Genomic DNA, 21,872 nt, shown 5'->3' with positions numbered 1-21,872 from the left:
TATCGGGAGCAATCTGCTTCTCTATTTGGCGCCCCGGTACCCTCAATACCAGTTTGTAAATCTGGACTGCCTCACTTATGCGGGCAATCTCACTAATCTGAAGGCGATTGAGAATCTGCCCAATTATCGCTTTGAAAAGGTCGATATCTGCGATTTTGAAAGTCTTAAGCGCTCCTTTGAGCGATACCAGATTGACGGGATAATTCATCTGGCGGCGGAGTCACATGTTGACCGCTCCATCACCGGACCGGCCGCTTTTATCCAAACAAATGTGATAGGCACATTCAATCTCCTGGAACTGGTTCGGGAAAGAGCGGCGGCAGGAATGTCGATACGGTTCCACCATGTATCTACCGATGAAGTTTACGGTTCGCTGGAGGAGCAGGGGTATTTCACGGAGGCGACACCGTACAATCCCAACTCCCCGTACTCGGCGTCAAAAGCGGCCAGCGACCACCTGGTGCGGGCTTATCACAAGACTTACGGCATTGATGCCGTCACCACCAATTGCTCAAATAATTATGGTCCATATCAATTTCCGGAGAAATTGATACCTTTGATGATTCGCAATGCCCTGGCGGGAATTCCGCTGCCGGTTTATGGTGACGGTGGCAATATTCGCGACTGGCTTTATGTGGAGGACCATTGCCGGGCTATCGACCTGGTGTTTCATAAAGGGAAAGCCGGTTTGACTTACAACATCGGGGGACTTAACGAAGTCCGCAATATCGACCTGGTTCATCTCATCTGCCGGATTCTTGACAGTCTGGTGGGGGGAGAGCCAAAAGAGAGGTTGATTACGTTCGTTAAAGACCGCCCCGGTCATGACCGCCGCTACGCTATCGACGCCTCCTTCATTCAAAAGCAACTGGGATGGAAACCGCAGTATAGTTTTGAAGATGGTATTAGGAAGACAGTGCAATGGTATCTGGATAATGAGCAATGGCTGAACGACTGTGTCAGCGGGGATTATCTGCAGTACTATCAAAAGATGTATCAAAACCGTTAGGGAAATCAATGCAAACTGAAGTTCGCAAAGGAATAATACTTGCCGGCGGAAGCGGCAGCCGGTTGTACCCGGTGACGCAGGTCGCCTGCAAACAACTGTTGCCGGTCTATGACAAACCGATGATTTATTATCCGCTGTCCACCCTTATGCTTTTCGGCATAACCGAGATTCTGCTGATTTCGACCCCCAAAGATATCCCCCAGTTTCAGAGTCTCTTAGGGAACGGAAATCACCTTGGCTTAAATATCTCCTACAAGATTCAAGAGAAACCGTCCGGTATCGCGCAAGCCTTTATCATTGGAGAAGAGTTCATTGGAGACGACAATGTCGTCCTGATTCTGGGCGATAATATCTTCTATGGTGTGTATGACTTTCTTCGGCACGCCCGGCAGTTTCAGGGCGGGGCATTGGTCTTTGGATACTATGTTGGCGACCCGCAGAGATACGGCGTGGTAGAATTTGATGAGGTCGGCAGGGTGGTCTCGATTGAAGAAAAGCCGAAACAGCCCAAATCGAATTACGCCGTGACCGGGCTCTATATTTATGACAGCCGGGTTGCCGAAATCGCCCGTAACCTCAAGCCTTCCGGCAGGGGAGAACTGGAAATTACCGATGTCAATATAGCGTATCTCGAAAGAGGGTCGTTGCGGGTGGAGAAATTAGGCCGGGGCATAGCCTGGCTCGATACCGGCACGCATGAGAGTATGCTCGATGCCGCCAATTTCATTTCGACGATTGAGAAACGCCAGGGGCAGAAAATCGCCTGCCTTGAGGAGATTGCCTACCGGATGAGGTTCATAAACCGCCAGCAGATGGTGGCGCTGCTGGAGAGGGTGGCGGAAAATGACTACAAAAAATACCTGCTCGAGGTAACCAGAGAAGTTGATGGCTTATAGAAAAATTCTGGTGACCGGCTGCCGGGGCCAATTGGGGCGAGATTTAATCCGGATGCTTGAAAATTCCTTTCAGGTCAGCGGTATTGACATAGAGGATATCGATATCCTGGATAGCCGCCGGCTGGAGATATTCATTCTAAAGGCGGCGCCGGATGTTGTCATTCATACGGCTGCCTATACCGATGTTGACGGGTGCGAATCTAATCCGGAGTTGGCGATGGCAGTCAACTGCGCCGGAGCCGAAAATGTAGCGCGCGCCTGCCGCGCCGCCAAGGCCAAAATGATTCTCTATTCCACTGACTATGTTTTTGATGGTCTCAGCGCGACTCCCTATACCGAGGACGATATCCCGGCGCCTCAGACCATTTATGGGAAGAGCAAATGGGAAGGTGAAAGGGCTGTATCCCGAACAATTGAGAATAATGCCATCTTGAGAATTGCCTGGGTATATGGGTATCATGGGAAAAATTTCGTGAAGACCATGATGAAATTGGGAAAGAAGCAGATTCATGCCCGCAAGAACGGTGAGAATCCGCCGCCTTTGAAAATTGTCGATGACCAGTTCGGCAATCCCACCTGGACTGAGGATGTGGTTCGCCAGACGCAGATTGTCCTGGAAAAAGATTTGACCGGGGTCTATCATGCCTCATCTGAAGGAACAGTGTCGTGGTATCAGTTTGCCTCTGATATCTTCAGGCTTCTTAATATGCCGGTCAGACTGGCGCCCTGCAGTACCGAGGAATATCCGCGGCCGGCGCCAAGGCCCAGATACTCATCGCTGGAAAACGCCGCTTTAAAAAAACTCGGACTGAATCTTATGCCGCATTATGATAAATCTCTGGAAAATTTCTTGAATAGTTATGGAGCGAGGCTTCTGAATGAAATCACAGATTGACGGAGTCATTATTAAAGAACTGAAGCAGTTTGATGACCGTCGGGGCTGGCTGGTGGAACTCTTTCGTAACGATGAACTGAGTTTGGAATATCATCCGGTGATGGCATACATTTCCTCGACCCGACCCGGCGTGGCGCGGGGACCGCATGAGCATGTCGCTCAGGCCGACTACTTCTGCTTCTTAGGCCCCTCGACTTTCCGTCTCTATCTCTGGGACAACAGGACGAATTCAAAAACCTATGGAGTTCATTTTACGGTTGATGTCGGCTCCGAGAATAAAGCGGCAGTGTTAATCCCTCCGGGAGTTGTGCATGCTTACAAAAATATCGGCAATGTCGACGGGATAGTATTCAATGCCCCCAACCGGCTTTATGCCGGCTCTGGCAGGAAAGAGCCGGTCGATGAGATAAGACACGAAGACGACCCCAATTCAGCCTTTAAGATTGAAGACTGAAGACGATTTGCCCGGGTCCTTATCAGAAACTGTTTTCGACCGATATCTAATTTAACGATATGAACTTAATCGGGAATATAATCTCCTTTATGCCGGGCGTTGCCTTCTGGCTCGGAAGAGTGAATTGATGGCGACCTCGGTTTCATCGGAAGCGAAAGTAATCGCCAAGCACTCGGCGGTTTATGGGCTTTCCAGCGTGCTCGACCGGGCGGTCAGTTTTCTCATGCTTCCGGTCTATACCCGCTTCTTGACCCCGGCCGATTACGGCATCATGGAGCTTCTCTATATGACGTCAAGCGTCATCTCACTCGTGGTCGGACTGGGGTTGGAATCGGCCGTCAACAGATTCTATTTCGATTACGCCACGGAGGAGGAACGAAAGAAAGTTGTCAGCAGCGCCATGGTCGGATACGGCGGCCTCATTCTCCTTGTCATTGGCGCTATCATTCCTTTCTCCGGATATCTGGCGGAGCTGATACTTGATTCACGCGAACACACCGATCTCTTTATGGTCTCGCTTAGCTCCCTGGCATTTGGAATGGTGCTTCCGATTTTCTTCGCTTACATTCGGGTGCAGCAAAAGTCGGTTCAGTATCTGACCGCCAAGGTCTCCGCGACCGTGGCAACACTGGGGCTGAACATCTATTTTGTGGTTTATGCTAAGTTAGGTGTTATGGGCATACTGCTCTCAACTCTCATAGTCACGCTGCTTTCCCTGCTGGTGCTGGGGATATTGATTTTACGCAAGGTGGGGCTCAAGTTCAATTTTGGATTGATGAAAGAGATGATTCGATTTGGCATGCCTCTGATTCCATCTAATATTTCAGCCTATATCGTTCATTCCTCCGACCGGTACTTTGTGAAAGAGTATGTCGATATGACTGCCACCGGGTTGTACTCTCTCGGATATAAGTTCGGAACGCTGGTAAATCAGTTTGTGACCTCGCCTTTCATTCAGATTTGGAGTCCGCGGCGGATGGAATATTTCGGCAAGGAAGGTTATGAGCGGATATATGCCCGGATATTCACTTATTTCTGCGCCGTGAGCCTCTTTGTGGGGCTCTTGATATCGCTTCTTTCCAAAGAAGTAATCTACTTCATGGCCGCGCCAGCTTTTCAATCGGCATATAAGGTGGTTCCTATCATAGTCCTGGCTCATATCATATTTTCCTTCCATTACCATTTCAATGTCGGAATCCTGATGAAGAAAGCGACCAAGTATATCGCCTATGTAAACATTTCCAACGGCATCCTGAATCTGATTCTGAATTTCATCATGATAAAGTACTGGAGCATCTGGGGCGCCGCTATCGCCACCCTTATCTGCTTTATATTCAAGGTCTCCATGACCTATTACTATTCTAACCGTTTCTACAAGATTCAGATGGAATGGCTGCGAATCACGGTTCTCTTTGCCACTTCTATCGCCCTCTACTTTGCGGGGACTTTTATTGAAACCGGAAACCTTTATGCCGATATCGGAACCAAGGCGGCGCTGGGATTCAGTTTCCCGCTGCTACTCTATCTGCTCCGGTTCTTTAATGCCGAAGAGATAAAGAGATTCAAACAGATTATTAAGACCAGGAGTTTGAAATTCAGCTGATATGCCCGACCTGTTACAACCTATCGCCAGGCATCTGATTTTTCCGCTTCAGTCGTGGTACGAAGGAAGCAGCGCCCCGCGTTATCTGCGGGAGATGGAGAAAACACAGTATCTCTCTCCGTCCGAACTTAAAGAACTTCAGGCGAAACGGCTAAGAAAACTTCTCCGGCACGCCTACCAGAACTGCTCCTTTTACAAGCAACGATTTGACCGGTGCGGTTTCCATCCGGATAATTTTTCAGGCGCGGATGACCTTCTCAAAATCCCGGTCCTGACCAAGGAGGATATTCAGCAGCACAAGGAAGAGATGAAGGCGCAGAATTTTGCGGAATCGGACCTGATTCCGAACAAAACCGGTGGTTCTACCGGTCGCCCGCTCTATTTCTATCTGGATAAAGAGCGCTCCTTCTCCCGGAAGGCGGCAACCTTCCGTCATAACCGCTGGGCCGGCTGGGAAATCGGGATGAAAACGGCGGCAATCTGGGGACATCGGGAAGATATTGCCGGATTGGCCGGATTGAAGAGCAAGATTCGCAATTTCCTGTTGGACCGTCGAATCATACTGGATACGTCAAGCATTACCCGGGAGAAGCTGGTGTCATTCAAAGCGGAACTGAAGGCATATCGACCGGATGTCTATATCGCCTATGCCAACTCCATGTATCTCTTCGCCCGCTTTCTCAACGAGACCGGCTCGCAAGACCATCATCGTCCCCGGAGTATTATCACTTCGGCCGAGGTATTGGAAGCCCAGCAGCGGGCGCTAATCGAAAAAGTCTTTGACTGCCGGGTTTTTGACCGTTACGGCTCGCGGGAGACCAGCGTTATCGCCTCCGAGTGCAGTTCCCACAAGGGATTACATATCGGGGCGGAAGCCTTTATGGTGGAATTTGTCAAAGACGGCAAACCGGTCGCGCCGGGCGAACTCGGCAAAATAATCATTACCGACCTGCTCAATTCTGGAATGCCATTTATTAGATACCAGATTGAAGATGTCGGCATACCGGCCGGGGAGGTCTGCACCTGCGGAAGGGGGCTGCCGCTAATGAAAATGGCGGCAGGACGGATGACTGATTTTCTGGTTACCCCCGAAGGGAAACTGATATCGGGGGCATCCTTGACCATCTATCTGATTGCCAATGCGCCCGGGGTGGCCCAGGCGCAGCTGATTCAGGAGACCGTCAATCGCGTGGTCTTTCGGATTGTCAGGGGCGATGGTTTTGGCGAAAATTCTCTCGCCTTTTTTGAAAGAGAGATTCCCCGGTTCTTCGGTCCTTCCGTAAAGTATGAGATAGAGTTTGTCGAAAATATACCGGTAGAATCTTCCGGCAAGTATCGTTTCAGTATCTCTAAAGTTGACCCGGCGGAAATGTTCTGAAACTATTGGCTGGCGGAATTGTTAAGGGTAAGCCGTAGTAGAATTCCGGATATGGTAAGCATATCAATAATTCGGGCTTCTGGTATCGTATGTAGGCATATTGATAATACCAATTAAATGGAGTAGAAATGATATCTAAAGGCAAGCTCGGAATAATCGGCGGTATGGGTTCGGTGGCGGCGGCATATTTTTTCAAGCGACTGGTGGAGCTGACTCCCGCGACCACTGACCAGGATTATGTCGAAACCTTTATACATAATAACACGGCAATTCCTGACCGCACTCAGGGAATTCTGTATGGCGGACCGACCCCGGCGCCGGAGTTGCATCGCTCCGTAAAGATTCTCAATGAAATGGGGGCAGATTATATCGTAATCGCTTGCATGACGTCGCATTACTTCATTCCGGAGTTACAGAAACAGTCCCGGGCGGTTATTATCGATGGAATAGCGGAAACTGTTCGCTTCGTGGCAACCGTCCATCCATCGATTAAATCGGTCGGCATTCTGGCTTCGACCGGAAATATCAAGATGTCTCTTTTTCAGGACAAGTTTCGCGCCGCCGGTATCAAGCCGCTGGTCTTTGATGACCAGGACCAGGAGACCTATTTTATGGAGCCGATTTACCGCGAATGGGGCATCAAAGCGGGACATATAACCGGCAAACCGCGGGAGCGCTTTCTGCAAGGCGCCCGGAAGTTAATCGACGCCGGCGCCGAGGCTATTATCGGCGGATGCTCCGAAGTTCCCCTGGTTCTCAAACCGACCGACTTTGGAGTCCCGCTGGTCGATTCCATTGATATCCTGATAAACGGCGCTATCAGCCGCTGCCTGGGAAAAGATTCGGTGGCGACACAGATTCATCAGCAAAAATAGGCAATCAAAATGGCTAAAGGGTACAGACTGCTAATCGGAAGTATCGGCGATGATTCCCATTCCGTGGGGATGGCTCTTCTGACGCTCGCCTTCAGAGAAGCAGGCTTTAGAGTTAAGAACCTGGGAATTCTCAATCAGCTGGATGATTTCTTCCGGGCTGCCGGCGATCACGATGCCATATTTGTCTCCTGCATGAACGGCCATGTGGAGATGTTTCTGGATGATTTCCCCGCCAAACTGGCGGCGTTTAATCTCGGACAGGCGCAGCCGCGGGTATGGTACCTGGGGGGAAATCTATCGGTCAAGGAAGGGAATGAGACGGTTGTCAGAAGATATCTGAAGATGGGGTTTGATTTTGTCGCTCCCAAACCTCTTTCCTGGAACGCCATTATGGAGCAACTGCTGCGAGATTTCACCAATAAAGGTATTCATCCCAGGGAAATCAGCGACAGGGAGGAGAATAATATCCCGGATATCCCGCTTCTGGAGACGGTCACCGATGAGCCGCTGACTGATGAAGAATTCAATTTGCTGAGAAAAGAAGTGCTTGATTCCTGGCATACCGGAAGCCAGGTATGGATGGCTGATGTCAAAAAAAATCATTCGGATAAAGCCAAGAACCTGCATGAATTGATTGTCAGACGCCAAAGCAGCCAGGGGGCGCCACTGGTGCAGCCGCGCACCGGCGTTTCGCATACCAGTGACGAAATCGCCATTTTGAAACATCTGCGCACTAACGGCCTGGAGATATCATCGATTCAGCTGGATGCCGCCAGTCGGAAAAATATGTATCATAAGGCGGAAGAAGGGGTGCTGCGCACTGAGAAAGGGAAGACATCTTTTTTGAATGGTTATCCGATTCCGGTGCACGGTGTCCGGGGCGTGGAAGAGATTCTTCAGGCGATAGAAACCCCCTTTCAGATTCGCGCCGGCTCACCGGACCATCGGCTGGTCTATGAAATAGGCCTGGCCGGCGGCACCACTTCAGTTGAAGGCGGTTTTATCTGCTATCTGTACCCCTATGACAAGCATACTTCGCCGGTGACCTGCCTTAAATACTGGAAATATGTCGATAAACTGGCGGCGTTATATGACCAGAAATACAATATCAAAATAAACCGCGAATATTTTGGACCGCTGACCACCAGCCTGATTGAACCGTCAATTGCCATAGCGATTAATATCGTTCAGGCGATTCTCTCGGCGAAATCGGGAGTCAAATGTATAAGCGTCGGTCTGGCTGAACAGGGAAATCGCTCGCAGGATATTGCCGCTATCAGAATTCTCGATATGATGACTCGTCGTTATCTGGCGAAACATGGCTTCGGTGACTGCACTGTCTCGACGGTTTATCATCAGTATATGGCGGCTTTCCCCAACGATATCAATAAGGCGCGAGACCTGATTTTCAATTCATCCATTACTGGAACGCTTGCCGGTTCCACCCGTTTTCTCACCAAGACACCGGTAGAGTCGATACATATTCCGACCAAAGAAGACAATGCCGATGGTCTTCGTCTGACCCACGCCGGAATTAAAGCCGCCAAAGACACTCCCTTTAACCGGGAGCAGGTTTTACTGGAAATGAAAATGCTGGAAAAGCAGGTCGCCGGCGTGATGGAAACCATTGAGCTTCTGGGGCAGGGTTCGGTTGCCCGGGGCGCGCTGCGGGCTTTTCTGCAGGGAATACTCGATATCCCCTTCTCACCCAGTATATATAATCGCAGCCGCTTAATCACCGCCCGCGACAGCGATGGGGCGATTCGGTTTGTCAACCCGGAAGCGATGCCTTTTGATACAGCCACCAAGGAATTCCATCTCGGGAAGATTCATCAGCGGATGGTACGGGAGCGTCTTACCCGGCCGTCTCAGATTATCGAGAAAGACCTGACCCGTGTCTGGAAGAATGATTTTCTCCGCTGGCCCCTGGATGGGACATACCTGAATTAGAATCGCGGCCGCCATCGGGTCAGCCTCATCGCCAAATCTGCGCAAACTACCTGTCAACAAAAAGGCGGTTGAATAATTCAAAGGCGAGAAGGTCCGCAATGGTGAAGAAGGCATTGGCGCCCTTCCGTTGCCGCTCGAGTATTCTCTCAATTCCTTCGCGGCGATAATAGCCGCGGCGGAAAGTCTTTTCGTCCAGCAGAATCTCTTCAAAATAGTTGCGCACTCTTTTGTCAGCGCGGTACCATTGGCTGAAATGGGCGTAATTTCGCATGTTGTAGAACTGAATTCGCCCCTGGCTGAGCCGTTCCCCATAATGTTTAAAACGCTCCATATAACCGCGGAGTTTTCGTTTCCAGGGCGAGGGCACGCTGTACAGGTCAACGCCGGTGGCCTGATATGGGACCCGTGCCAGGTCGGGGAGTTTAGCCTTGAAGTACTCGGTCATCAGGATGCGGGATAATTTCAGGCGAACTGGAATCTTTATAAAGAAATCAACCAGGGTATCATCGGCTAAGGGAAAATGGTCGTGCCAGATAAAACGGTTGCAGTCAACCAGATTCATATGACGTCCCAGCCGATTCTTAATGAAAAATACATCCTTCTGGTTACAGAACCACTCTGACACAGATTCCTGCCGTTTGAACTCTTCGGCGATTCCCGGAAGGTAGTCATCCCGAAAGAAAGCGGCTACGTTATCGCTGAACATGTCGTAATGCTCATCACCCACCAGGTCGCCCCAGAGGGAGCGTCGAAGGTTCTGAAGTTTCTCATCGAATGATATATCGCGGACAATATCCAGCGCCTTAAAATAGGGGGAGCCGAAATTTGTCGGTCCACCGAAAATGCCGTTGAGGAATGCCGTTGATTTTGGCGGCAGGTGATACTCACGGCTGACTCCGAGCAGACCGGCGGGACCGGTATTATTCATCCCCTCACTCAAGAAAACAAATCTCTCGGCAAATTCCGCCAGCCAGCGCGGCTGCATTTCGATAAAACGGTAATGTTTCAAATTGAGCGTCCGCGCCACCTGGCGCGCCACTTTATGGTCCAGACAGTTTTTCTTTCCATGCGTGAAGGCATGCGGCTCTTTTCCGGCCTGAATCGTATGGCTCAATATAAAGCGGGAGTCAAGACCGCCGGAAAGCGGAATGGCAATCTCTTCGGCGCCCTCGATTCGTTTATGGATTATGGCGCGAAAGAGCGAATCCATCTCATCCACGAACTCCGGTACCGTTTGCGTCGATTCTTCGCCATATCTATAATCCCAATATTTTTTGAACCCGATCTGGGAGCGGTCAAATCTGATGATATGCCCCCCGCGCAGATGCTTGACATGCTTAAAAAAAGTCTTATCTCCAAGGGGATAACCGTAGTTAAAAAAATTGGCGAGGCAGTTCATATCTAATTCCCGCGGAAAATCGGGAAATGCCAGAAACGCCTTCATCTCCGTGGAAAAAAAGAAAAATCTCTCATTTTCAAAATAGTGGAGCTGTCGATGGCCAAAGCGGTCATTACAGATAACGGCAGTCCGGTTCTTGTTGTCAAAAACGGCGACATTGAAGGAGCCGTCAATTTTCTCGGGAAGCGCTTCGGGGAAATGGCGAAAGATTTCAATCAATCTTGCCGCTTTTTGTTTTGTCGGAGCGGCCAATTCGGCTTTCACATTCTTCCAACCATATATGAAACCGGAAAAAGCGGCGGCGGCATCCAATTCTCCGTTGTAAGTTAATTTCTGTTCCCCCGCGAAAGGGATCGAAATCTGCCCCAGGGCAAACCAATCATCAAGGTGCAGGTCGGAGGTGTAATCGCTGTTATGCGCCAAACGCGAGAGCATCCCCTCCAGCAGGAAGCGGTTCTCCTCGCGATTAGTGTCGCGCTTGCGTATCAGTCCAAATATACCGGGCATATAATTTACCTCATCGAATTCTTTGAGTTAAGCGGCATTAGATTAAGAAATTATTGGAAATTTATCGAGTCTTTTCCGCAACTGAACAAACAAGCCGTTCACCCTTCCGGTTCAGCGAATTTAAATACGCTCAAATCTGCGCTTTTTAATATTTTGTTTTGTACGATAGGAAATTTTCGTTGACAAAATAAGTCCGGAATCATAATTTCGCTAAGCCTGGAGCCCTTGGGCATCCGGGCAACCCTCACAGCGCCGTTATCATGGGGATGGCGGCGGGATACTTGCGCAGTCATACTTGCCGGAGTTATGCACAATTTATTAGAGGCCGGGAGTCGGCGCTTAAAGATTGAATTGGGGCTTAGTTAGACGATACAAGGAGGTTTACTTGCGCAGATTAATCTTGCCTGCGGCATTGATGATATTTCTTTGCCTGCCGCATATTGCCGGAGGGGAAGCGCTGGAACTTGTTTCCGGCGGCAGCAACGAAAGCGGGGCAACCTTACTGAATCCCGGTGAAGTCTTGCTAAAATGGACTGCCCCGGGTGACGATGGCTACAGCGGCAGAGCCAGCAGCTATGAACTCCGTTACCAATTGCGCACCAAAGGTCCCCTTGATACGGAGTTGGAATGGATTCAGGGGATCCGGGTTATTGGAGAACCGACACCTTCGGCGGCCGGTCGGACCGATTCCATCCTGTTGACTGGATTGCCGTACGGCGAAAGATACTATTTCTGTATCTGGGCTTATGATGAAGTCGGAAATGCGTCCCCCCTTTCCAATTCCCCGATGGTTATGGTGCAGGACAGTTTTAACTGCTCTTATCTGCCGGGGGATGTCAACGGTAACGGCGTGGTAAATATGCTCGATGTCTCTTATCTTATAACATTTATTTATAAAGATGGTCCGGCGGCAATTCCGGCTGTCGCCGGTGATGTTGATGGCTCTCTGAGTGTAAATATTCTGGATGTCTCGTATCTGACGCGTTACCTGTATCGAGACGGTGATAAACCGGTCTGCCGCGACTGACCGGCAATTAGAAGAATTGACGGTTGTTCCGTTTTTCTATATTTCATCTTTGGGGGAGATTCCTTATCTTACATAATCGTAATAACTTAAGATTTTATCATTGATGAAATCTTTTCGCTGATTGACGATATTACCAGAAGTAAGGAACACTATCCTCATGAGCCATAGAAATCTGAAAATAGTCCTCGCCATTTCTCTTGTGGGCAACCTCTTTGCCGTTTACGCCGCGATAAAAGCGCTGGAATACCGCAGGCATATCAACGAATTTCTTTACAAATATACCTATGTCGTGGAAGAATTTTCGGGGAGGAAGAATTTCGCACATGCCAATCGCCAGTTGCTTGAAGAAGGCACAAATGAGAGGCGGGTGGTCTTTTTGGGGACTCAGGTGACAGCGGGATGGGACCTGGAGCGGTATTTCCCGGAGATAGACGCCGTTAATCGGGGTATCAGCGGTCAAAGGATGGCTGGGTTCCTGCTTCGTTTCCGGCCCGATGTCGTGGAACTTGCCCCTCGGGCAGTTGTTATAGAATTCAGCTCTTACAGTTTCAGACCGGAAAACAGCATCGAGGAACTGCAGGACTATCTGATTACTTTGGCGGATATTGCCCTCTATCACAAAATTGAGCCGATTTTGAGCACCATAATACCTGTCGGAAGCGATTTTGAGATGGAGGAAAGTGATGATTACATGATAATGGACAGCATCGCTTTATTTAACAACTGGCTTTCTAATTATTGTCAGGACAACAAGTTAAGGTTACTCGATTATGGCGCCGCGGTTGCCGATTCATCCAGATTTCTCAGCGACCGATACCGCGCCGGACATATTATCCTAAATGATTCCGGTTACGCTCGTATATCAGAGTTGACAGGCAGTGTTTTGAGGGAAATTTTGAACCATGCCGACTGAGCCGGCATATAATAGCCATCAGCGGGTTTTTTAAGCATTTTGATTTTTAAGGAGCTTGAAATGAAACCAATCGTTGTCGTCATATTAGTGGTCTCGATTATAGGCAATCTTATTGGAGCCTATATCTTCTACAAGGCGCTGAAACTTCGAGAAGAAGTGAAGATGTTCCAGCGATATCATCAGGACCTCAAAGAAAAATACGAAGAGACCAAAGCCGACTTTCCCGGTTTATCGGTCTATGCCGAAGACAATAAGCGGCTATTGAACTCCACCACTCCGGAAGAGCGAAAACAGATGACAGTGATGTACGGAGCGTCGATTACCAAGTATTTCGACCCGGAGAAGTTTCTTCCCGGAAAGAAAGTTATTAATAGAGGCATCGGCTCACAGGTCGGATATCAACTGGTGACCCGTTTTCATTCTGATGTACTTCAATTGGGACCCGGTCAAGTGGTACTAAAACTATGTTCGGGGAATTTCTATCCTGAGTACAGCCTGGATGAAAACTGGGACCTTTATGAAGCGATGATACTTATGGCGCAGTCGCATGGCATCAAGCCGTTGCTGGCAACCGTTATTCCGGTTACGCGCTCCGGCGAAAGATTCGAGAATTACAGCGTAACGGCGAAGATTGTCGAATTTAATAACCGGATAAAGGATTACGCCCGCAAGAACAAACTTCAGGTAATTGACTACTATGGCGCCATGGCTGACAATGACGGGTTTCTTCCGGATAGCCTTGCTCGCGACCAGATTCATCCCAACGACAAAGGGTGTGTGGTGATGGCGAATGCGTTGACGCCGGCTCTTAACTGAGTCGCGATCAATAACTGGGAGGCAGCTATTCAGATACGTCCCACTGATTTGACAGAGGAGAACCGCGTCCTATGAAACGGGTTCTCTTCGTTTGTTACGCTTTTCCCCCCATGGCGGCAGTGGGCGCCCAGAGGATAGTCAATTTTTGCAAGTTTCTGCCTCGCTGGCAGTGGCAGCCGGTCGTCTTAACGGTCAAAGGCGGGGTGAACAGTTCCTGGGATGCCTCACCTCTCGAGCAGATTCCTGAGACAATCATTTACCGCTCGCGGACTTTTGAGCCATTCGCCCGGCGGGAAGTAGCGACCTCCAGCCGTCCGATATTCAAACCGGAAGAGCACTCGATGCAACCGGCAAAAAATGTTAAACTGAGCCTCTGGCGTCGTATTAAGCGTTTTATTCGGCTTCTTATGACTGTTCCTGACTCCAATATTTTCTGGGTGCCGTTCGGGGTAATGACCGGCTTAAAAGCGGTTCGGCGGGAGAAGATAGATATTATCGTTTCATCGTCGCCGCCGGTTTCGGGACATATCATTGCGTCAATTCTATCGCGACTTACCGGAAAACCTCATATAGTTGACTTCAGAGACCTCTGGACACTGAATCATGCGTACGCCAAACGGAATTACCCGGCGCTTTTCCGAAAGTATGACCGCTTCTGGGAGAAATTTGTCCTGAAGCATGCGGTCGGAGTAACGACCGCCTCGCCCGGCTTTTCCCGCCAGATGGAGCCTCACCTTGAGGGAAGACTGCGGGGGAAGATAACGACGATAACTAACGGCTTCGATTATAAAGAATTTTCATCACTGCCAGAGATACGTCCGTCGGATAGAAGGCAACTCCGATTCCTGTACAGCGGTTCTCTCTATGGCGATTTCAATCCGGTCTTCTTCCTGAAAGTCCTCTCCCGCTGGATGACCGCGAAAGGTATTGCGCCCGACAAAATCCGGGTCGATTTTTATGGAAATCATGATTATGATTATACGGAGCTTCTGAAACAGTTGCATCTTCAAGAGACAGTATCGTTTAACGGCTTCAAGCCCCGCCAAGAGCTGGTGCCGCTTCTGCTTCAGGCTGACTATCTGCTTCTTCTTCTGGGATTTAATGAAGAAAGTAAAAACGTTATCCCGGCAAAGCTTCTGGAATACTTGGCGTCGGGGGCTAAGATTCTGGCGCTGGCGCCGGAAGGAGTAACCACCTCCATTATTAGACGCTACCAGGCTGGGGAGTGCCTTACTGAGCCAGATGAAAATCTACTTGCCGAGATTCTGAATCGTATATTATTGGAGTGGGAGAATAATCCCTCCAGGAATAGAGGATTTCGCTACATTGAAGAATTTGACCGGGAAAAGCTGGTGGGCAATCTGGCGCAATTGCTTGATAAAGTAACCCAAACGACTGAATTGGCCGAATAATTGAATATCGAATGGACAATCAGGATTTCCGATGGCTGAAATAAATCTCAATAGCGGCGCCCGGCAGTTGATTACCAACCGACACCTGCTCTGGTCCGGGTTGGTCTTCCTGGCGCTCGTTTTCGGGGTTTTGACCGCCTTTGTCAAACCAATGATGCTGGTGGTCGGAATTATCGGCATCACCTGTGTTGTCCTGATGTTCAAGTACGACTATTTCGGGTTGATTGTCTATCTTCTGGTATTTCTGCTCCGTCCCGGGGAGACTTATCCGGCATTGGCAAAGGTGCGGCCCGAACTGCTGGTAGGGGCGGCCCTTTCCTTTTTGACTCTTATAAAGAATAAGTATAAATATGGAACCTTCACCATTCCCGACAGTCGCTTGAACATAGATTTCCTGCTGATACTGGCGGCGATGGCGGCCTCGTTTATTCTTTCGTCCTGCAAGGACTGCACCAAGAATGCCATCATCGATATGGTCAAATTGGGGGTTTTTTACCTGATGATAATTCTCCAGGTGAACACCAAGAAAAGAATGGAAATCTTTATCTGGCTGTTTCTGGTCATTAACGCCAAGCTGGCGGTCGATATCATGCGTGGCTATTTTGGGGGGCAGGCGGTGGTCAAGGGAGACCTGAGCCGGGCCTCAGGCGGCAACTCGACTATGGATAATTTTAACGGTATCGCCATCACCATGAATACCCTGATTCCTTTTGCCTACTTCTATATGGTGCAGTATAAGGAAGTTTGGAAGAAGATTCTGATGGTCGTGATGACCGGTATTTTCGTTTATACTATGATTATCACCGGTTCGCGCGGCGGATTTCTCGGTTTCGTGGGGATACTGGGCTGTATCTGGTGGTTTTCCAAGAAGAAACTGGCGATGGGGATTGTCATTTTAATGATTCTTGTTGTCGGCTGGTCATTCCTTGGCGATGCCACCAAGGAGAGATATAGATCGATTTTTGCTGACGAACTGGATGAGTCATCGCAGGGACGAATCAATTCCTGGATGGATGGTTTGGCGCTTTTTGCATTGAGGCCGATTGCCGGAGTGGGAGCGGGGGCGTTTGCCACGGCGCGGATGGAGAACTTTGGCATCTTTTTAAGTCCTCATAGTCTATATATTCAGGTCATTGCCGAACTGGGACTGTTTGGCATTATTGTCTATTTCATGTTCTTTCGAGATATTTTCCGATTGAATATGCGCAATGTGCGGGATATCCGGAGATATGGATTACCGGCCGAGGAACTCTCTCCGCTCAGCAAGGGGATTGTGGTTTCGGCCATTTCTCTGCTGATTACCGGGCTATTTGCGCACTCGGCATATCGATATACCTGGTATTTCCTGGCCGGAATTACCGCGGCATCGCAGCATATTGTGGACAATCTCAGAGTCGCCAAAGAAGCCGGCGCCATCGCCGGACGGCCACATAATCCTTCTGAAATAGAAAGCCATATCTAACCTTTCGCACGGTATTCCTATGGGTCTATACTCTGCCGGACTAAGAACTTTTGTCTTGCCCTTCCTTCTTAAACGAGACAATCGACAGGAGGCGCTGCGATATTACGACTTTCTTGAGAAAAGTCAGTACTGGCCCAAAGAGATGCTGGTTGAATACCAATTGTCAAAAATCAGAGAACTTCTCGATTACAGCTACCGCAACAGCAGGTATTACAGGAACCTGTTCGACAGGCTCGGGGCAAAGCCGGAAGAGATTAAGAATTTTGATGATTTTGCGCGACTGCCGATACTCACCCGCGATCACCTCTTCGAGCATCGTCTGGATATCCTCTCGCTTGAATATGATATCGCGAGAGTGCAGGAAGTGCTGACCGGCGGCACCACCGGGCAGCAGGCGATTCTGCACCGTTCTTATGACAGTTATAATATAAAGGCGGCTTTAGCCTGGAGGCATGAATCCTGGATGGGGCGACGTCCCTGCGACAAAATGGCTTTTTTCTGGCCCGCTCATGTCGACCTGTACGACGCCGGAAGCTGGAAAACACGATTCAAACGGCGGTATCTGGAGCGGGAGGTTATGTACTATTCGGGGACATTTGCTCCGGAAATAATGATGCGGTTCTATAATGACGTCACACGATTCCGACCGTCGTATTTCAAAGTCTTTCCCAATGCCCTTTACGGTTTCGCGCAGTTTTTGATGGAGCGTAAATTGAGACCGCTCAAGCTGAAAGGAATTCTCTCCACCGGTGAGCCGCTGTTTGAGAATCAGCGACGCTTGTTTGAAGAGCTGTTTCAATGTCGTGTCTTCGACATGTACGGGTCCCGGGAGGTGGGGAACACGGCATCGGAATGCCCGGCCCATGAGGGACTGCATATCGCCATGGAGACCTCGTATGTGGAATTCGTTCGCAACGGCAGCGCGGTGGCGCCGGGAGAGGAAGGGGAGATTCTGATAACCGACCTGACCAATTTCGCCTTTCCGATGATACGATATCGCATCAATGATTACGGCGTCCCTCTCGACAGAAGTTGCAGTTGCGGACGTCATTTGAGTCTGATGAGTCCCGGTATCGGAAGGCTATTTGATGATATTTTGAGACCTGACGGCGTAAAAATGTCAGGGAATCTTCTGGGATATCATCTGACAACTGACCACGAGATTCATATTGGGCAGATGCAGATAGTTCAGGAGAGCCTGACCGATTTTAAAGTCTTAATAACCGACCGCCCGGAGCCAAATCAGAAGGTATTTGAGTTTATAAGAAATAAAATGGCGTTGATACTGGGCGACCGTATAAGAGTCGATATTGAAGTTGTCAGGGAGATTCCGAGGGAAAAATCGGGGAAGATGAGGTATGTTGTATCGAAAATTGCTTCTACGCGAACCTGAGACTGCATAATTACTTACCGCAGTGGCGCAGATTTTGGGGAACCCGGCACAGTTTGTACTTGTCTTACAGTCTAAAATTGCTTAAAAATTGAACAAGGCTTTGTCGGTATTAGATAAATATCGGGATAGCATCGGTCGAAAAATGGTATAAAGGGCAATTATACACGAAACTGCCCGCAGGCTGCCATCTTTTGATAGCGGCAGTTAAGCTCACTGGTTCTATATAAGTATTGGGATATTAATATGAATAGAAAATTAGCTCTTGTCTTTCTGGCGACCGCGCTGGCAAGTAGTGTCGCCTTGGCGGCGCCTGCCATCACGGTCAAGCATTATACCATCGATAGCAGTACCTCAGATATTTTTAATCCCCTGGCGATTCCCCGTTTTCAGATTGCCCCACTCTCCGCTCCCGGGCATGTCGCCTTATATACGATGGGCTTTCCCGATGGCGAGGCGTTCCGTGTTACGTTCAACCTCGACAGCTCGGTGCGCTGGGTAAGCACACATATGGGGGCGCTTTCGGACCTGGACCATTCCCATATCAGCGTGCATAACGATACCATTTATCAGGGACGCAGCAACGACAGCCGGATGTATGCCTTTGCCATGCGGGGGGATTCTCTCACCCAGTTATTCACGCATAGTTGGGGACTGCCGGAGTCGGAATTATATATTGCTTCGGTGCTGCGTCTACCCGGTTCCGACACCGCGATTGCCATTACCCGCGGTCACGACGACAATAACGCTGTCCTCTACTGGATTTCTACCAACAAAGGTCAAACCTGGGGTCCCAGCTCTTATCTGGTAAATCGTGAAGGGACTGGGCGATGCCGCATTGGAGGGCTGTATTACAACAATACCGTCGCCGCATTTATTGATTCCGCCGACAATTCTATCGGCTGGTACACCTGGGACAGAGCCAATCGCCGCTGGATAAACGACGGGCGGGTATTTAACCGCTCCATGTATCGCGGCTTTGCCGGAAACGTACTGCAGGACACCATCAGATTCCTTATCGGAACCATTGATAAAAATACCGGCGATTCGGTGATCTGGGCATATCGCAGTAAGAACGCTTCACAGTGGACTGAAGGCCCGGCGTTCCAGACCTCCACTATCGACCAGAGCTTGCCGCCTTATACCGCCTTGACCTACATTGAGGCCTCGCGGCGTTTAGTGCTGTTTTACTCCAAGAACGACCAGAATAACGATGACGCCTGGACCATTTATATGCGTTATTTCGACACCAACACCTGGAACTGGTCGGCTCCCACCAGGGTGTCCCGAGGAAACTATGTCTGGAAGGTAACCACGGCGCAAATCGTCCCGGCTTCGCATGGTGATGTCTGCTATGCCATGTATCCGATGGATTCCGGCTCTTACCATTATGCTGACTTGGTCAAAATTACATTTCAGGAAGGCGGCGATGTTACCCCCCCCGGTCGCATTAATGACCTTGGCGCCGCTCCGGGGCCCGGTCTGGGACAGATGCGTCTTAGTTGGACCGCGCCGGGAGATGATGGAGCGAGTGGAACGGTCAGCCGGTGGGAAGTGAAATATGCTACCGTCCCAATCAGCGAAACCAACTGGTTAAGCGCTATCACTTACCCCAATCCGCCCTCACCGGTTCCGGCCGGGCAAACCGCCTCTTGTGTCATAAGCGGTCTCACCCCGGGCGAGACCTACTTTTCGGCAATAAAATCTTATGACGAAGCCAGCAATGTCTCGCCACTTTCCAATGTCGCATATATCGATATAGCGCTGGATGTCAGCGATGACGAGGAGATGCTTCCCCGGAGCCATCAACTGCTCGGGAATCACCCCAATCCCTTTAACAGCGCCACCCGCATAGATTATTTCCTGGCGTCAAACTCAAACGTCACCTTGTCAATTTATGACATTCTGGGGCATGAAATCAGTGAGTTAGTGGATGGCCGCCAGCAGATGGGGAGTCATACTGTCATCTGGGATGGAAGAGATGCCCGTGGCTTGGAAGTCGCTACGGGCGTATACCTCTGCCGCTTGCGCGCCGACAACTGGTTGGATTCAAAAAAGCTCCTGCTTCTCCGATAGCGGGACCGAGCAGGTCCGGGACCGGGAGCAGCCTCACTCCAATTTTATCTGAACATCTAAACAATGAAAATTCTAATACTGGATGAAGAATTTCCTTTCCCTCTCAATACTGGAAAGAGGATTAGGACATTCAATCTGGTGGCACGGCTGGCGAAAAAACATCAGGTCTATTATCTCGCCTATGGAATCAAGGGCTCTGTCGGAATCAAGGCACTGACGCAAGCCGGAATTACTCCCCTGGCGGTAGAGCGGCAGATTCCTCCGAAATCGGGAGTTCTCTTCTACTTTCGGCTCTTGCTAAATCTCTTTTCCCGATACCCGTATATTGTCTCGAGTCATTATTCATCATTGTTTGCGGACAAATTGTCCGACTGCCTGAAACAGATTCGCTTTGATATTGTAATTGCGGAATGGACGCCGTATGCGGTATATCTCAACGAGGTCAAAGAGGCGAGGAAGGTTATTGTCGCTCATAACCTGGAGCATCGGATATGGGAACGTTATTTTCGGAATGAAAGCAATCTTCTGAAGAAATGGTATATAGGAAAACAGCTGAAGAAGGTGCGGCGATTCGAAATTGAGTCCTTCGCCAGTGTTGATGCCGTGACGGCCGTATCCCCGGTCGAGGCGGAGGAGATTGTTCGGTATGGGAAGGATTTGACGGTCGAAGTAATCCCCAACGGTGTTGACCTCGATTATTTCAGCAGCGAAGATGAGGAAACGGCCAGTTCAAGCATGATATTTGTCGGGTCAATGAACTGGCGGCCCAATCAGGATGCCATTCAATACTTTGTTCGAGAAATATTTCCTCTTATCAAGAAAGATATAAAAGACGCGCAAGCGACCTTTGTAGGACAGGACCCGCCGCCGGCGATTCTCAAGTTAGGGGATATCGCCGGTATTGAGATAGTCGGCAGGGTGGATGATGTTCGTCCCTTTGTGCGGAAAGCGGCTGTTTATATCGTTCCGCTTCGAATCGGAGGAGGGACGCGATTAAAAATCCTGGAAGCGATGGCAATGAAAAAAGCCATAGTCTCGACTTCGGTCGGCGCTGAGGGGATTGCGGTTGCCCCGGACGTCAATATCTTGATTGGAGACAATCCGGAAACTTTCGCCGCCCAGGTCAAAAAACTTATAACGAATCGAAATCTGGGACAGAAATTAGGGAACGCCGGGAGGGAATTGGTGGAGAGAGGGTACGGTTGGGACCGGATAGCGGCTGCCTTGGACAATTTCCTGAGCCGGCTTGCGGGGAAATCGTGAGAATTTGCCACCTGAGAGCCTCAAACTTCTATGGCGGTCCGGAACGCCAACTTCATTGGCATGCCCGAATGGCTAAAGGGACAGAATACGAAATCATACTTGCTTCCTACTCGGAGCAGGGTGAACGGCCGGAGTTCCTGGAGATTGCCTCAACCGAGGGGATTGAGACATGCCTCTTCAGGGTCAAAAGTGCGTACGATTTTGGAGCTTTGAGGCAGATTCGCCAATATATTATCGAAAGTGGGATAGAACTCATCTGCACTCATGATTACCGGTCGCATATCCTTTCCTACTGGGCGACAGGGAAGTTAAGAAAGCAGGGGAAAGTGCGCTGGATTGCATTTTCAAGAGGATGGACCAGCGACACCCTGCGGGTGCAGGTTTACACAATGCTGGAGAAGTTTTTCGTTCGCTTTGCCGACCATATCGTAGCGGTCTCGGAAGCGCAGCGGGAGAGGCTTCGGCGACTCTTGATTCCGCCCGACAAAATGAGTGTCGTTCACAACTCCATTGATGTTGGCAACCTGAAGAGAATCGAAGGCGAGAA

The 21,872-nt window shown here is 49.7% G+C and carries 18 protein-coding genes; 17 read left to right on the top strand and 1 reads right to left on the bottom strand.

Features of this window, described 5'->3' with window-relative positions; all coding sequences use genetic code 11:
- The first annotated feature begins 1 nt into the window (after position 1).
- From rfbB to AB1690_04985, 8 genes are all read left to right on the top strand, one after another.
- On the top strand, positions 2–1,009 hold the full coding sequence (gene rfbB / locus AB1690_05020) for a dTDP-glucose 4,6-dehydratase (GenBank protein ID MEW6014663.1): 1,008 nt from the start codon (positions 2–4) through the stop codon (positions 1,007–1,009).
- An 8-nt stretch (positions 1,010–1,017) separates the two neighbouring features.
- The gene (gene rfbA, locus AB1690_05015; GenBank protein MEW6014662.1) at positions 1,018–1,905 is read left to right on the top strand and encodes a glucose-1-phosphate thymidylyltransferase RfbA; all 888 of its coding nucleotides are present in this window, start codon (positions 1,018–1,020) and stop codon (positions 1,903–1,905) included.
- Complete coding sequence (gene rfbD, locus AB1690_05010) at positions 1,895–2,800, top strand: dTDP-4-dehydrorhamnose reductase (GenBank protein ID MEW6014661.1); 906 nt, start codon at positions 1,895–1,897, stop codon at positions 2,798–2,800. Before rfbA ends, rfbD begins: the two co-directional genes overlap by 11 nt.
- Positions 2,784–3,254, top strand: coding sequence for a dTDP-4-dehydrorhamnose 3,5-epimerase family protein (locus AB1690_05005; protein MEW6014660.1), 471 nt, complete (start codon positions 2,784–2,786; stop codon positions 3,252–3,254). The genes rfbD and AB1690_05005 overlap by 17 nt, the downstream gene beginning before the upstream one ends.
- Before the next feature lie 127 nt (positions 3,255–3,381).
- Positions 3,382–4,857: an oligosaccharide flippase family protein gene (locus AB1690_05000; GenBank protein ID MEW6014659.1), complete on the top strand. Its 1,476-nt coding sequence runs from the start codon at positions 3,382–3,384 to the stop codon at positions 4,855–4,857.
- Position 4,858: 1 nt separating this feature from the next.
- Entirely contained in the window at positions 4,859–6,235 is a 1,377-nt protein-coding gene (locus tag AB1690_04995) for a phenylacetate--CoA ligase family protein (protein MEW6014658.1), read from the top strand.
- A gap of 128 nt (positions 6,236–6,363) precedes the next feature.
- A complete protein-coding gene (locus tag AB1690_04990) occupies positions 6,364–7,110 on the top strand; it encodes an amino acid racemase (protein MEW6014657.1) in 747 nt (248 codons plus the stop codon).
- A 9-nt stretch (positions 7,111–7,119) separates the two neighbouring features.
- Entirely contained in the window at positions 7,120–9,060 is a 1,941-nt protein-coding gene (locus tag AB1690_04985; protein MEW6014656.1) for a methylaspartate mutase subunit E, read from the top strand.
- 46 nt (positions 9,061–9,106) lie between these two features.
- On the opposite strand, the gene AB1690_04980 is transcribed toward AB1690_04985, so the two are convergent.
- Positions 9,107–10,966 carry an asparagine synthase-related protein gene (locus AB1690_04980; GenBank protein MEW6014655.1) on the bottom strand — a complete coding sequence of 620 codons (1,860 nt, stop codon included), beginning with the start codon at positions 10,964–10,966 and terminating at the stop codon, positions 9,107–9,109.
- A gap of 385 nt (positions 10,967–11,351) precedes the next feature.
- Between AB1690_04980 and AB1690_04975 the strand changes: the two genes are divergently transcribed.
- From AB1690_04975 to AB1690_04935, 9 genes are all read left to right on the top strand, one after another.
- Positions 11,352–11,993, top strand: coding sequence for a dockerin type I domain-containing protein (locus AB1690_04975; GenBank protein ID MEW6014654.1), 642 nt, complete (start codon positions 11,352–11,354; stop codon positions 11,991–11,993).
- A 157-nt stretch (positions 11,994–12,150) separates the two neighbouring features.
- A complete protein-coding gene (locus AB1690_04970; GenBank protein MEW6014653.1) occupies positions 12,151–12,906 on the top strand; it encodes a GDSL-type esterase/lipase family protein in 756 nt (251 codons plus the stop codon).
- A 60-nt stretch (positions 12,907–12,966) separates the two neighbouring features.
- The gene (locus AB1690_04965; protein MEW6014652.1) at positions 12,967–13,722 is read left to right on the top strand and encodes a GDSL-type esterase/lipase family protein; all 756 of its coding nucleotides are present in this window, start codon (positions 12,967–12,969) and stop codon (positions 13,720–13,722) included.
- 71 nt (positions 13,723–13,793) lie between these two features.
- Positions 13,794–15,134 (top strand): glycosyltransferase, encoded by a 1,341-nt coding sequence (locus AB1690_04960; protein MEW6014651.1) that lies wholly within the window; start codon positions 13,794–13,796, stop codon positions 15,132–15,134.
- Positions 15,135–15,165: 31 nt separating this feature from the next.
- Positions 15,166–16,596: an O-antigen ligase family protein gene (locus AB1690_04955; GenBank protein ID MEW6014650.1), complete on the top strand. Its 1,431-nt coding sequence runs from the start codon at positions 15,166–15,168 to the stop codon at positions 16,594–16,596.
- A 55-nt stretch (positions 16,597–16,651) separates the two neighbouring features.
- Entirely contained in the window at positions 16,652–17,989 is a 1,338-nt protein-coding gene (locus AB1690_04950; protein ID MEW6014649.1) for a hypothetical protein, read from the top strand.
- 243 nt (positions 17,990–18,232) lie between these two features.
- Entirely contained in the window at positions 18,233–20,062 is a 1,830-nt protein-coding gene (locus tag AB1690_04945; protein MEW6014648.1) for a FlgD immunoglobulin-like domain containing protein, read from the top strand.
- A gap of 63 nt (positions 20,063–20,125) precedes the next feature.
- The gene (locus tag AB1690_04940; GenBank protein ID MEW6014647.1) at positions 20,126–21,325 is read left to right on the top strand and encodes a glycosyltransferase; all 1,200 of its coding nucleotides are present in this window, start codon (positions 20,126–20,128) and stop codon (positions 21,323–21,325) included.
- A gap of 68 nt (positions 21,326–21,393) precedes the next feature.
- Positions 21,394–21,872 (top strand): glycosyltransferase (locus AB1690_04935; protein MEW6014646.1); only part of this gene is annotated, 479 nt, incomplete at its 3' end.

The organism is Candidatus Zixiibacteriota bacterium (assembly GCA_040753495.1).
Taxonomy (GTDB): Bacteria; Zixibacteria; MSB-5A5; order GN15; family PGXB01; genus DYGG01.
Note: the sequence above shows the minus strand (reverse complement) of the source record. Positions and strands in the feature narration are given on the sequence as shown.

Bases quoted from the DNA above. Each gene is read 5' to 3' on its own strand.
- AB1690_04955 (MEW6014650.1), top strand. From the start codon at position 15,166: ATGGCTGAAATAAATCTCAATAGCGGCGCCCGGCAGTTGATTACCAAC.
- rfbA (MEW6014662.1), top strand. From the start codon at position 1,018: ATGCAAACTGAAGTTCGCAAAGGAATAATACTTGCCGGCGGAAGCGGC.
- AB1690_04990 (MEW6014657.1), top strand. From the start codon at position 6,364: ATGATATCTAAAGGCAAGCTCGGAATAATCGGCGGTATGGGTTCGGTG.
- AB1690_04960 (MEW6014651.1), top strand. From the start codon at position 13,794: ATGAAACGGGTTCTCTTCGTTTGTTACGCTTTTCCCCCCATGGCGGCA.
- AB1690_04945 (MEW6014648.1), top strand. From the start codon at position 18,233: ATGAATAGAAAATTAGCTCTTGTCTTTCTGGCGACCGCGCTGGCAAGT.
- AB1690_04980 (MEW6014655.1), bottom strand. From the start codon at position 10,966: ATGCCCGGTATATTTGGACTGATACGCAAGCGCGACACTAATCGCGAG.
- AB1690_04995 (MEW6014658.1), top strand. From the start codon at position 4,859: ATGCCCGACCTGTTACAACCTATCGCCAGGCATCTGATTTTTCCGCTT.
- AB1690_04970 (MEW6014653.1), top strand. From the start codon at position 12,151: ATGAGCCATAGAAATCTGAAAATAGTCCTCGCCATTTCTCTTGTGGGC.
- AB1690_05000 (MEW6014659.1), top strand. From the start codon at position 3,382: ATGGCGACCTCGGTTTCATCGGAAGCGAAAGTAATCGCCAAGCACTCG.
- rfbD (MEW6014661.1), top strand. From the start codon at position 1,895: ATGGCTTATAGAAAAATTCTGGTGACCGGCTGCCGGGGCCAATTGGGG.
- AB1690_04965 (MEW6014652.1), top strand. From the start codon at position 12,967: ATGAAACCAATCGTTGTCGTCATATTAGTGGTCTCGATTATAGGCAAT.
- AB1690_05005 (MEW6014660.1), top strand. From the start codon at position 2,784: ATGAAATCACAGATTGACGGAGTCATTATTAAAGAACTGAAGCAGTTT.
- AB1690_04985 (MEW6014656.1), top strand. From the start codon at position 7,120: ATGGCTAAAGGGTACAGACTGCTAATCGGAAGTATCGGCGATGATTCC.
- AB1690_04940 (MEW6014647.1), top strand. From the start codon at position 20,126: ATGAAAATTCTAATACTGGATGAAGAATTTCCTTTCCCTCTCAATACT.